Origin of the sequence: Polaribacter sp. AHE13PA (genome assembly GCF_019278505.1) — a bacterium.
In the GTDB taxonomy this organism is placed as follows: domain Bacteria; phylum Bacteroidota; class Bacteroidia; order Flavobacteriales; family Flavobacteriaceae; genus Polaribacter.
This window is the reverse complement of the sequence record NZ_CP058985.1, coordinates 2,598,345-2,610,486: the sequence shown is the minus strand read 5'-3', so window position 1 is coordinate 2,610,486 and position 12,142 is coordinate 2,598,345. Positions and strand designations below refer to the sequence as shown.

Genomic DNA, 12,142 nt, shown 5'->3' with positions numbered 1-12,142 from the left:
AACTAATTTTGATATTCTTGTATTATTGCGATGACTTTTTCATCGTTTAGTCGTTTGTTTTCTTGGGTTTTGAGTCTTTTGTAGAAAGCTTGTTTACTAATCCCAAAACACTCATAGAACCATTTTCTTTTAAACGGTTTTTCTTTTTTAGTTCTATCTCTTTCGCTAATGTTTTGGGCAACGACTTTTTTGACAAATCGACTCCAGTAATGATTTCCATGTCAGCAATAATATCTTGTTGAAATTCTTTTACAAACTCCAATTCTTCAATACGTTCCTTTAGTTTTTTAATCTCATCTAATTTACTCATACCTGTATTTTGTTGGACTAAAGTACTATATTTTTTGATCCAATACCCAATTGTAGTTCTAGGAACATCATATTTTTTGGAAGCAAAGTTTGTGGAAATCTGTCCATTCTGAATTTGGTCAACGACGAATAATTTGAGTTCTAAAGTTGCTTTTTCGTACGTTTTTTTTCGCCAGGGTTGTTTTTGTGTTTTCATAAGTGACTATAATTAAGTGTTTAATTTTTAGTCAACCTATTTCAGGAAAGTACAAAGTCGAAATTACAGGTAACGTTGTTGTATAAGATTAGTTGCGTGTTTTAAGCACTAAAGTTAGCAAATAAATAACAGATAGAAAGTCCGCTAGGACTTTCGTAAATAGGCTAAAACCAGCAATTAATTTTATAAGGTGTTAGGCACTGACGTTACCATATTTCAATTCTAAATTTAAAAATAGATTGTTTGACTTTAATATTTCGTTTTCTAAAGAAAGAAATACAGCTCTTGTAAATGTCTTCAAAGTAAAACTATAAGTATTTTTTATTTTCTTTATTAAAAGGAAGAAAAATTCTAAAAAATCTTTCCCATGAATAAAAAGTCTAGACTCATCTAATTCTTTATATTTTGCTTTTACAAAAGAAATTTCGTTTTCAAATTTTGTTTTAAGGTTTATACAATTATTCTTGTTTAAAAATTTATTTAATAATTCATCAGAATTATATATTATTTTACCTGTAGAATATTTGAAAATTTTTTCTGCTTGAATTAATTTGTAGCTATTGTTAATTGATTCACGTGCATATCGTAAACAGTAATTTTCAACAAGAATAGGTGTTAAAATTTTAATTATTTGACTACTAGATATTGGGAAATTTTTTAAACCAATTTTTAGAATTTTATTTATACTAGTATTATTATATAAATACATTTCTAAATTAGCAAAATCTGTGTAAAATAAATAAGGATTGGAGTCTGGTTTGTCTTTTAGAGATTCAAAATCCTTGTCAATTATGCAAGTCACAAAATCAAGTTTATCATCAAATTTTTCATGTATTTTTTTTGATAAAAACAAGACTTTTTCTCTATTTGAAATAAGGTCTTCATTTAATTCAGTAAAATCTATTACATCAATTGGGTAAATTTGGACGTCATAAGAGTCAATACTGTCTAAATATAAATCAAATATATTCGCATCTTCTGGACCTTCTATAAATAAATTTTTGCTGTTAGGTTCTAATTCTAATAAAGCAATATGTTCACTTACTTTTCTCTTGTAATTTGCTTCCATAAATTATTCTTCTAATTTGACTACGTTATGAGAATTTGGAGCTAATAATTCTATAGAATGTGTTGCTATTATAAATTGAACAAAGTTTTTTGAACTAAATTTTAATAACGTTTTAAGTAGCATTCTTTGCCATTTAATATTTAATGAAATTTCAGGTTCATCTATAATAAAAATTGTCGCTTGGTCAGTAGCAGTTATTGTGTTAATAAAAAGTAATAATAGTTGTTTTTCTCCTGAAGACAACATTTCTAGATGTAAAGATTCACCCGAAGTATGTTTTATTGAAAAACCTTTTGATAAATTAAAAGATAAACTTTTATTAGTATAAAACTTATTAATTGCAATTATGAAATCATTCAAGACTTCATATAAACCTTCTAAAGCATTCAATCTTGCATTTGTGCTATTTACAAAAAGTTGTATAATACTAGGTAAAGCTTTTTTATTTTCAATACTAATTGAATTTATTGATTTTTTAAATTCTTTAAAATCTAATTTGTCAATAAGACCAATTTTAGTAAATTCTTCACTCTTCTTTTCTAATGAGTCTAATTTTTTTAACAATTGTGTTAAAGGTGGTATTTTTTCTTTAGGTTTGTCAATGTTTTTAACTAATTCACTGTAAATATATAGTGTATTAGTTTCTCCTATTTTTGAGCTTTGTATAACTTGTTTTCTTATCCAATCTATGAATCTTTCCACGGTTAATTCAAGTGACAATCTGTTTTCGTTAAGTATTTTTTTTGTTCTTATTCTTTCATAATTTCGGGAAAAATCTATATTGGAGGTGTTAATCCTGAAATCAATATCATCATCATCATCATTATCCGTAGAGTTTTTACTACTTAAAATTTTTCTGTCTTCAGAAAGGAAATAAATTGAGATATTTAGATTTTTTATATATTCTAATAGATTTAGGAAATCTAAATTTTCAGGTGTACCTGATTCAAGTCTAATTATATTGTTGGATAAAACTTCTAATTCGACTCTATGAATATATCTATTGTTTTTTTTTATATAATAAGTGTAAGAACCAAGGACTGAATCTTTTCTAGATGCTCCTATTTCTATTCCATTACTTAATTTTATAGAAAAAAGTTTAAATTTTGTTTGGGCTAACTTTGTTTTAAACCCACTTTTATCTTTTGTTGATAAAAGATAGAAAACTAGATTAAGGACTGTAGTTTTCCCAGCTCCATTGTCACCGTAAAGTATAAAAAGTTTATTTAATTCTTTAGTTTCTGGTTCTTTTGGAAGGTTATATGTATAATGTCCAAATAATTTATTAACCTTTATTTCTTTAATTCCTATTTCTATCATTATCTCTTAGTTTGTGCCTAACGTGATTGTGTATGGTTAGTTGCGTGGTTAAGCGACTAAGTTAGCAAACATTTAGGAACCCGTGAATATTCTGAAGGAATATTCGCAAGTAGGCTCAATGAAGCAATTAATTATACACGGTGTTGTAAGTAGTTGTTTTATTTTTCTATTATTTCGTTATAATACTTTCTTCTGTATTCAGAACTTACTTGTTCAATTTTTCTTGATTGTCTTATTAACCTTTCAAGTGGTGTATTTAATATCGTTTTATAATATTCAACGTTGATATAGCTTTTCCAGACTCTTAGCATAATTTTGTCATTTTCATAATCAAGACAATGCTCATATTTTAGCATATAATTAATTTGACTAATTGCTTTTCCTAAATCAGTATGCGTTTTATTAATTGGATGACTTTCAATTTTTTCTAAAAAGTCGATACAAGTTTTAGCATATTCCAATACTTTTTTATCATATCTAAAATTCTCAATATTTCTTGGAAGCCAAGTGAAGTAATTAAAATCAGTTTCCATAAAGTGTTTTATTGAGTATCCTTTAAATTCAGTAAAATGTAATTCAGATTGTAAAGAATAAGTTCGAGCGCGCGGAATTCCGTTGTCGTGAGTAACTATATTAACGTTCGTTTTTTCATATTTTGGTTTCGAATTTGATTCCTCTTCGTAGTTTTCCCGTGTTATTTTTTCTCTAAAAACTGAATTCATAATTTTACTTTGGATGGTTGCTCTCCAATTACTTACAACGTGTTTGTGTTAAGGAAAGTTACGTTTAAAGTGAACGGCTATTTTCCGTAGGAAAATAGGAGTTTACAAAAATGTAACTAACTTTGATAAAGCTAAAAATAAGTAATTTTTTTACACGGTGTTGCCTAAAGTTGTTTTTTGTTTTTCCGAGTTTGGTAATTATTTTCGAGATTTAGCGTTGGAGTGATAATTCCGCCAATATTTTTAATTCCGCAATATTTGGAATTCAACATTTGAGTGGTTTTTCACGTTTTGATTTACGAGATTTTTCCATATTTTAAATTTTCGTTTGAGTTAAAATTCCACAAAGATTTTCATTCCGCAATAATTGGAAACTCAACATTTGAGTGTTTTCTTTTATTTTTAAAAAACGAGATTTCTCCGCCTTTTCAAATTTTGAGTTTGAGAGAATATTCCACAAACTTTATTTTAAGAATCTAAAAATTTTCAAACTTTTTAAATCTTTATTACAAACTAAATTTTTCAGAATTTTTCAATATTGTGACAGTGTCTAACATTTTTAAATTCAGAAGTTTTATTGTTTTTTTTTTCAACGTTTTGCTTGGTTTTGGGCAATTTTTGGCAACGGTCTTGTGTATGGTTAGTTGCGTGTTTCAGCAACTAATTTAGTAAACAAAAACGAACGCGAGAAAATTCCGAAGGAATTTTCCAAGTAGGCAACGACCAAAGCAATTAATTATACACGTTGTTAGCAAACGTTTTTTTCTTTATGTTTTTCTATCCAATTATCAAATAAGATTAAATCTCCTCTTCCTAGATTACTATATAATAAATATTCAGGAATTGTTTCGGTAAAATAGTTTCGTTTATCATCTGTTAACTGTGAAATTGTTTTATTCATTTCATTAAATAATTTTCTCCTTTTATAAAAGACTAATGAGTCTGTCAAAGATTTAGTGTTTGATGATACCCATTCAATTTCATTTATTTTTTCTTTTTTACCCATTGCTAATAAATATGCATCATTAATAGAAGAAGTTCTTATTAAATGTGAAACGAATTCTAACCAATTTTTATGTATGACATTTTTCGAAGCATAATCAAGTTTATTAAGTAGTCTTAAGTATAAAATAGAACCAGAAGTTATGCTTATGGGTAAATAAGTAGATGTTACTGATATTGCTCCAGCTTCAAAAAAGGCATTTGAAATTGAATTTATAGTGCCATATGTTGGAGCAGTTCCGCAAGCAGATAAAAATATTATAGGCGCAAATATTTCATTTTCGATAACAAATTTACCGTCTAGTATTTCATTTCCAATACATAAATATGTTGTTCTTGTACTTTTATCATATCCACCATGACAATCAAAAATTAAAATGTCAGGCTTAATTTCTTTAATACATTTTTTTACTTCTTCAAGAGTTTTGCATTCTCTTATAATGAATTTTTTAGTTTTAGAAAGTTCATAAACTTGGTCTTGCCAAAACTTAAAACCATTTTCATCCGTTCCCATAATTACTAATGTTTTTTCTAAAACATTTTCAGGAATGGAATATGTTAATGTTGTGTTGCTAGTATAAAAAGACATTAGACCATGTAGAGAAGTTTCAGGAAGTCTACAGATATCGTGTGTAAATGACAAAGGTATTCCATCTAGTAATAACCACTCAATAGGTAAATCGGAAATACAAACTATTTGACCGTTTCTGTTTTTTAAAACTTTTTCTATTTCTTTTGATAAAATTTGAGTTTTTAAAGCTTTTCCAAAATTGTAAATTGTTTTTTTTAATTTTCTTCTATTTTTGGCTACACTTATATTTGGAAAAAAATCTGTTTTAAAAAAAGATAATTCTCTATATATTGATTTTCCTTTCATAGGAAACCTAATTATTGGACTAAAAGAAAATGAAGAGTGTAAAAATGCAACATCATCTAAATATGCAATTCTTTCTCTTTGGATTTCCATTCCTGCCATTTGCATTTTTATTGAAACATCATCTTTTTTTTGTATTAGATTTATATAGTTTTGAGTTTGCTCAACTTGAAATAAATCAATTATTGCAGTATTTTGATATAATTTTCTTAAGTCAGGATTATGAAAAGGAAGTATCAATATTAGAGGTGATAATATTGGTTCAACTCCACTAGCTTGTTTAATTAGATTTTCTTTATAACATAAAATATTAAAAAAATCTATTTTTTCAATTTGAGAAATATAGCTTTGTTGTCTTTCGAAAGAATATTTATTTTTATTTGCTTTTGTTGATTCTTCAGAATGTTTTTTGATAATTTCATCATCATATTCTTGAGATTTCTTTCCTCCAAAATTTCCAATTAGATTATTTATTATGTTGTAATTTCCTCGTGTTGGAATAAAGTAATAAAATTCATTATAGTCTTTATATTCAACGGTTACACTCGGATTCAACTTGAGATTTGGAATATTTAACCTTTTTAGTATTGAATCTTGATTAAATATAATACTTGAAATAAATTCTTGAGGTGTTTCAACAACCTTATTATTAATTGATTTGTATTCTTTCTTGTAGAAATAAAAATAGTGTAAGTCATTTTTAAGAGCTATTAACTTGTTAAAGAGTTTTATATGACTGTTTTTTTCTCCATCTAAAAAGAATAATTGAATATGCTCAGAAGATTGGATAAAATCACTTAATTCTTCGAAGTCTTGGATATTAACAACATTTAAGTTATAACCATCATTCCATATAGTTCTTTTTGTTAATTCATAAAAATTTAAGGAATTATTAATTTGGATTAAGTCTAAAGGGCATCTTTTTATAAATCTAATGACATCATTTTTAAATGCCTCTGGAGGAGTAAATGTTGAAATTATAGGAGAACCACTTGCTATTAGTGTATATTGAATACTGGTTTTACTTTTTGGACGGATTCTCATTTAATGTTTGCTAACGTGTTTGTATATGGTTTGTTGCGTGTTTCAAACAACTAATTTAGTAAATAATTACCGACCAAGAAAGTGAAGTGCACCCAAATGTTTAGACAAATTTATAATTAATTTTGATAATAATTAGCTCGATATTCAATCGGGCTCATTCCCTTTAAATTTTGTTTAATTCTCTCATTATTATAATATTTTATATACACTTTAATCTCTTTTTTTAATTGAGATATCGACTTGTATTTATTTATATAAAACAATTCAGATTTTAGAATACCGAAGAAATTTTCTATCACAGCGTTATCTAAACAATTTCCTTTACGAGACATACTCTGAGTAATTTCTTTTTCTGTTAATAATCTTCGATACTGTTTCATTTGATACTGCCATCCTTGATCTGAATGTAATATTAAATTTGTTTGATCTGGTATTTTCTTAAAAGACTTTTTCAGCATAATAGCTACTTGTTTAAAATCAGGTTTTTCAGATAATTGATAATTTATTATTTCTCTATTAAAGAGATCAATTATTGGAGATAGATATAGTTTTTTTCCTAAAACTTTAAATTCTGTAATATCGGTAGCCCATTTTTTATTTGGCCTAATAGCTTTAAAATTTCGTTGTAATATATTAGGAGCTGTTTCCCCTATTTGCCCTTTATAAGACTTGTATCTTTTAGCTCTGACTAAACTTTTTAAACCTAATTCACGCATTAACTTGAGTACTGTTTTATGATTTATTAGAGTTCCTATTTTGTTGATTTCTAAAGAGATTCTTCTATAACCATATCTTCCTTTGTGACGATGATATATTTGATGAATCAATAGTTTTATCTCTTTATATTTATCAACTATAAGACTTCTTTTATGATGATAATAATAACTACTTCTTGCCATGTTCATATGATATAATAAAATATCTAAATCATACTTATGCCTTAATTCTGTTATGGCTTTTGCTTTTTGTTTTGCTCTTGTTGAATTAAGGCCTGTAACTTTTTTAGCAAGTCCAGTTCTGCACGTAATGATTCATTTTCTAATAAAAGTTCCTCTTCTCTTGTTAAAGGTTTATTAGACTTTTTTTTAGCCCTCTTAAATTGCATAGATTTTGGTTTATCTCTAGGTTTAATGTTTAAGCCTATAATACCCTCTTTTTTATAATTACGTTGCCACTTCATAATTACAGATTTTGTAGGAATATTAAATTCTAAACAAGCTTGACTGAAAGATAATGAATCTTTGTCAATAGCTTTTAAAACTTTAAGTTTAAAAGGAATGCTATACACTTTTGTTTTTCTTGGTAATAGTGCTTTTTTACCATATTTTTCATAAAATCGAATCCAATCATGAAGGGTTGTATGATGACAACCATATAACTTAGACACATCTTCAACTGTTTGGTTATTTTTTAAAACTTGCTTTACACATCGAAGTTTAAATGCGTAATCATACTTGACTTTTCTTCCCATAATAATACCCTCAAATAGTGTCTAACTTTTTGGGAGCAGTTCAAAGTCCGCGAGGACTTTCGTAAGTATGCTAAAACCAGCAATTTTTTTTACACGGTGTTAGGCACAGGCTATTTTTCTGCTGTTAATTCTTTTCCGCTAAAAGTTCCATAGGGTTTTCCTGAAAATTCTCCTGTTTTGTAAAAATCTACAAGAACTTTTATTGTTAAATCAATATCTGTCTCATTTTCAATAACAATTTTTCCGTTATTTTTCTTTAGTTTTCCACCATATCTTTTAGCTATTTTAATCATCTTATTCAATGATTTTTCAGTTAAATTTTGATAATTATTTGTTTTTTTTAATCTAACTAACTTTTTATGAATTGCAGGATTTTCTTTTATTTGTTTTTTTAGCAAATCCATTCCTTCAAACATATTTGTTTCTATCAGTTCGTCAGCAATAGTTTCAGCGTGTTCTTTAAATTCTTCTGTTAAACCTGTAATTTGTTCAAATTGTGTTTTTTGAAAAATATAAAATGTTTCTTCAAAATAGATACAATCGATTCTCTCGTCTAAATTTATTGTTTCTCCTTTTAAAATCTCTAATTTGTTACTTTCTGTATTGAATTTAGTTCTGAATGTTCCAAATAATTTTTTACTTTTATTAGTCTCTTCATCAACAGCTACTTTACCTTTTAAAATTTTTCGAAATGAGTATATCCATTTATCACTATCACTTTCATAAAAACCTACACTATAAGCCCATAATTCTTGTGAATTAACAATTTCAGTTAGATTGTTTACTTTCGGTATTTTGGATTTATTTTTCAATTTATTTTTTACTACATCTAAAAAAGACATAGCTTTATTTGAAGCATCATAAGTGAAAACTTGCCTCGTGTCGTCAGTTATTGCTTCATATTCAGTAATCTCTAATCTTTTTTTGACAACATATTTTAATTGATTTATAGAAATTTCATAAAGATGTTTAGTTATCTCTTGGTCAATATCTACTTGATAGATTTCAAAATCATATTTGTCAAGTACTTTTGTTCTTTTCTTAACATTTGGTTTTAAAACACGAGTTATAAAATATAGATGAAGATTTTCATTGTTAACATTTTCAATTTTTTCTAAAAGTTTTTCTATCATTTTTTAATTTTTTTCGAGTAGTACATTTTATTTCCAATAGAATATAATTTAACTAAATCATCTTCTTGTAATTCATTATTTTTTGAAATTAATATTCCATTTTTTAATTTTTTATTTTCCTCAAATTCGAACTCGAAAATTGAATATTTTAAATTTAACACTGGATTGATTAGTAATAATGATGAATTAATATAGACTCTGTAAATTATATAGATTATAAAACAAACTGAAATTAATTCAAGCCAATTGTCAAAGTTTTGAAATGCAAATGGTATGATATAAGTAGCTATATATCCTATGGATTCACTATTTTTATTTTTAATGTCAGTAATTTTTACAGGAAAACCATTTTCTGAAGATTTGTGAATATTATTTAAAGTTTTCATAGCTCCATAATAGCCATAGATGCTAACAAATGATAATATTATTGACAATCCAAATTTTTCAATAAATAGATTAATAGAAACTAAATCAAAATCTCCATAATTCAGAAAGGAAAGATTAGTATAAATCTGTTTAAATATTATTAAAATGAAAAGAGGTAAATAAGAAGTCACGAATAAAGCAAATTGTGCTCTTCGTTCTAAATTATTTGCTATTCTTTTATTCATTAACTAAAGTTTTTTTCAGCTTGTGCCTAACGTTGTTGTGTTATGGAAAGTTGCGTTTAAAGTGAACGGCTATTTTCCGCAGGAAAATAGGAGTTTACAAAAATGCAACTAACTTTGGTTAAGCTAAAAATAAGCAATTTTTTATACACGGTGTTGGCAATAGTATTTTTTATATATAAATTAATAAATCAATTTGTGTTCTTACTTTTTTTCTATCTTTTATGGCAGGTTCAAGATTCCCTAGTGTTTTCAATTCTTTTATTGCGAACTCACTTGATATCTTTCCGCTAATTCCAATTAGTTCAATATTTGATAATTCTCCATTTTTTTCGACAATACATAATAAATTCGCAACTCCATCACAACCATATTTGCATTTGATTATTCTTTCATATTTGTCGTTTTTAATTCTGAAATAAGGTTTTATATCTGGGTTTAATTCAAAATCATTTTTGTTCCTAAAATATTCTGAATGATAAGCAAAATAAATTGTTTTAAAGAATTTGATATTTATGTATTGGTTATCTTTTTTATGCTGTTTCCAATTTTTAAAATCTGTAATTACTCTTATACACTCATTTAAAAATAAATCATCTTGAATTTTAAGTAACTCTTTTTTAAAAGAAACCATTCGTGGTATTCCATTAAATTGTTCTGCTTTTTTAATGTTTTGAGGAATATTATTTGAATCAATTTCAAATTCAATATCTACTTCTATTAGCATTTCTCCATTTAGTCCATTCAAGCTTTCAACCTCTGGATTAATAAGATTCAACATAATAAATTCATTGAATTCAAATTCAGTTTTATGTAATTCAAGATGATTATTGTATCTCATTTTGTATTATACTGATATAGGTTGACCTTTTTTTAGGTTAATTTATACCGTTCAAAAGATTTTTTTAGCCGTTTAGAAGGCAAAAAATATTTTGAACTAGTTTTGTTTTCAAATTGTTAGTTCAGTCAAATTTACATTATTTCTTCGATATGATTTGTATTTGATGTTTGGGTTTAAATGTACTTCAGCTGGTTTTCTTAATTCTAAGCTAAAATGGGTTCTTAAATTGTTGTAAATATATACTGCTTGTTTTGTTACTTCTTGAGCAATGGCAGTGTTTTTAATGCAATTTCTAAGTCCATATTCATATTTTAAAGTTCTATTAATTCGCTCTGCAATTGCGTTTTCATAAGGATCATATTGTTCTGTCATGCTCATCATTATGCCATTTTCTTCTGCAAATGCTGTGTATTTGGGGTTACAGTATTGAAAACCTCTGTCAGAATGATGTATTAATTTTTTATCAGGGTATTTTCTATTTTTAATAGCCATTTCTAGCGCTTCTGAACAAAGTGATGTCTTCATGTTGTTATCTAATTTATAGCCCATAATTTGTTTAGAATATGCATCTGTAACGATTGCTAGGTAATTGTGTCCATTGTCTGTTTTAATGTATGTTATATCGCTTACCCATAGTTGTTCTGGTCGAGTAGGAACTTGGTCTTTAATTAGGTTTTTATATTTTCTAAATTGATGATTAGAATTTGTTGTTGTCACATAGTTTTTAAGCTTAGGAACAAGTAAATTATGAAGCCTTAACACATCGTACAACTTATCTCTACCGATTTTAATACCTTGTTTTATAAAGTCTTGTTTAAGTTCATCATATAACTTAATTCCGCCAGTTCTCATACCAACTAATTTTCGATATTCTTGTATCATTGCGATGACTTTTTCATCGTTTAGTCGTTTGTTTTCTTGGGTTTTGAGTCTTTTGTAGAAGGCTTGTTTACTAATCCCAAAACACTCATAGAACCATTTTCTTTTAAACGGTTTTTCTTTTTTAGTTCTATCTCTTTCGCTAATGTTTTGGGCAACGACTTTTTTGACAAATCGACTCCAGTAATGATTTCCATGTCAGCAATAATATCTTGTTGAAATTCCTTTACAAACTCCAATTCTTCAATACGTTCCTTTAGTTTTTTAATCTCATCTAATTTACTCATACCTGTATTTTGTTGGACTAAAGTACTATATTTTTTGATCCAATACCCAATTGTAGTTCTAGGAACATCATATTTTTTGGAAGCAAAGTTTGTGGAAATCTGTCCATTCTGAATTTGGTCAACGACGAATAATTTGAGTTCTAAAGTTGCTTTTTCGTACGTTTTTTTTCGCCAGGGTTGTTTTTGAGCTTTCATAAGTGACTATAATTAAGTGTTTAATTTTTAGTCAACCTATTTCAGGAAAGTACATTTTTTATATTATAGCCAACGTTGTTGTGTATGATTTGTTGCGTAAATTTTGCTAAAAATAACCAATAATAACAGACTTTTATGTGCGCGAGGTTTTTCGTAAGAAAAACTTTGCAAGCAATAAATTATATACGGTGT

At 26.7% G+C, this 12,142-nt stretch carries 12 protein-coding genes; all 12 read right to left on the bottom strand.

All coding sequences use genetic code 11. The annotated features are described in order from the left end of the window. Positions 1-46 precede the first annotated feature (46 nt). Positions 47-505 carry a helix-turn-helix domain-containing protein gene (locus H0I28_RS11230; protein WP_025566198.1) on the bottom strand — a complete coding sequence of 153 codons (459 nt, stop codon included), beginning with the start codon at positions 503-505 and terminating at the stop codon, positions 47-49. A 193-nt stretch (positions 506-698) separates the two neighbouring features. Continuing rightward, on the bottom strand, positions 699-1,574 hold the full coding sequence (locus tag H0I28_RS11225) for a DUF4435 domain-containing protein (RefSeq protein ID WP_218759151.1): 876 nt from the start codon (positions 1,572-1,574) through the stop codon (positions 699-701). A gap of 3 nt (positions 1,575-1,577) precedes the next feature. Beyond that, entirely contained in the window at positions 1,578-2,894 is a 1,317-nt protein-coding gene (locus tag H0I28_RS11220) for an AAA family ATPase (protein ID WP_218759150.1), read from the bottom strand. Between the two features lie 158 nt (positions 2,895-3,052). After that, positions 3,053-3,616 carry a hypothetical protein gene (locus H0I28_RS11215; RefSeq protein WP_218759149.1) on the bottom strand — a complete coding sequence of 188 codons (564 nt, stop codon included), beginning with the start codon at positions 3,614-3,616 and terminating at the stop codon, positions 3,053-3,055. 748 nt (positions 3,617-4,364) lie between these two features. After that, positions 4,365-6,536, bottom strand: a complete 2,172-nt coding sequence (locus tag H0I28_RS11210) for a CHAT domain-containing protein (RefSeq protein WP_218759148.1) — start codon at positions 6,534-6,536, stop codon at positions 4,365-4,367. 116 nt (positions 6,537-6,652) lie between these two features. Then, positions 6,653-7,489, bottom strand: coding sequence for an IS3 family transposase (locus H0I28_RS11205; RefSeq protein ID WP_254712882.1), 837 nt, complete (start codon positions 7,487-7,489; stop codon positions 6,653-6,655). Beyond that, a complete protein-coding gene (locus H0I28_RS11200) occupies positions 7,486-8,007 on the bottom strand; it encodes a helix-turn-helix domain-containing protein (protein WP_218759147.1) in 522 nt (173 codons plus the stop codon). Before H0I28_RS11200 ends, H0I28_RS11205 begins: the two co-directional genes overlap by 4 nt. A gap of 110 nt (positions 8,008-8,117) precedes the next feature. After that, positions 8,118-9,140 carry a Kiwa anti-phage protein KwaB-like domain-containing protein gene (locus H0I28_RS11195; protein WP_218759146.1) on the bottom strand — a complete coding sequence of 341 codons (1,023 nt, stop codon included), beginning with the start codon at positions 9,138-9,140 and terminating at the stop codon, positions 8,118-8,120. Beyond that, complete coding sequence (locus tag H0I28_RS11190) at positions 9,137-9,751, bottom strand: hypothetical protein (RefSeq protein ID WP_218759145.1); 615 nt, start codon at positions 9,749-9,751, stop codon at positions 9,137-9,139. The genes H0I28_RS11195 and H0I28_RS11190 overlap by 4 nt, the downstream gene beginning before the upstream one ends. A gap of 169 nt (positions 9,752-9,920) precedes the next feature. Further along, complete coding sequence (locus H0I28_RS11185) at positions 9,921-10,589, bottom strand: hypothetical protein (protein ID WP_218759144.1); 669 nt, start codon at positions 10,587-10,589, stop codon at positions 9,921-9,923. A 108-nt stretch (positions 10,590-10,697) separates the two neighbouring features. Further along, on the bottom strand, positions 10,698-11,546 hold the full coding sequence (locus tag H0I28_RS11180) for an IS3 family transposase (RefSeq protein WP_254712881.1): 849 nt from the start codon (positions 11,544-11,546) through the stop codon (positions 10,698-10,700). Then, on the bottom strand, positions 11,492-11,950 hold the full coding sequence (locus tag H0I28_RS11175) for a helix-turn-helix domain-containing protein (protein WP_218761396.1): 459 nt from the start codon (positions 11,948-11,950) through the stop codon (positions 11,492-11,494). Before H0I28_RS11175 ends, H0I28_RS11180 begins: the two co-directional genes overlap by 55 nt. Between the last annotated feature and the right edge of the window lie 192 nt (positions 11,951-12,142).

What these genes read in the sequence shown, in the direction of transcription:
- H0I28_RS11230 (WP_025566198.1), bottom strand. Translation starts at nt 505, where the DNA reads ATGAAAACACAAAAACAACCCTGGCGAAAAAAAACGTACGAAAAAGCA.
- H0I28_RS11225 (WP_218759151.1), bottom strand. Translation starts at nt 1,574, where the DNA reads ATGGAAGCAAATTACAAGAGAAAAGTAAGTGAACATATTGCTTTATTA.
- H0I28_RS11220 (WP_218759150.1), bottom strand. Translation starts at nt 2,894, where the DNA reads ATGATAGAAATAGGAATTAAAGAAATAAAGGTTAATAAATTATTTGGA.
- H0I28_RS11215 (WP_218759149.1), bottom strand. Translation starts at nt 3,616, where the DNA reads ATGAATTCAGTTTTTAGAGAAAAAATAACACGGGAAAACTACGAAGAG.
- H0I28_RS11210 (WP_218759148.1), bottom strand. Translation starts at nt 6,536, where the DNA reads ATGAGAATCCGTCCAAAAAGTAAAACCAGTATTCAATATACACTAATA.
- H0I28_RS11200 (WP_218759147.1), bottom strand. Translation starts at nt 8,007, where the DNA reads ATGGGAAGAAAAGTCAAGTATGATTACGCATTTAAACTTCGATGTGTA.
- H0I28_RS11195 (WP_218759146.1), bottom strand. Translation starts at nt 9,140, where the DNA reads ATGATAGAAAAACTTTTAGAAAAAATTGAAAATGTTAACAATGAAAAT.
- H0I28_RS11190 (WP_218759145.1), bottom strand. Translation starts at nt 9,751, where the DNA reads ATGAATAAAAGAATAGCAAATAATTTAGAACGAAGAGCACAATTTGCT.
- H0I28_RS11185 (WP_218759144.1), bottom strand. Translation starts at nt 10,589, where the DNA reads ATGAGATACAATAATCATCTTGAATTACATAAAACTGAATTTGAATTC.
- H0I28_RS11175 (WP_218761396.1), bottom strand. Translation starts at nt 11,950, where the DNA reads ATGAAAGCTCAAAAACAACCCTGGCGAAAAAAAACGTACGAAAAAGCA.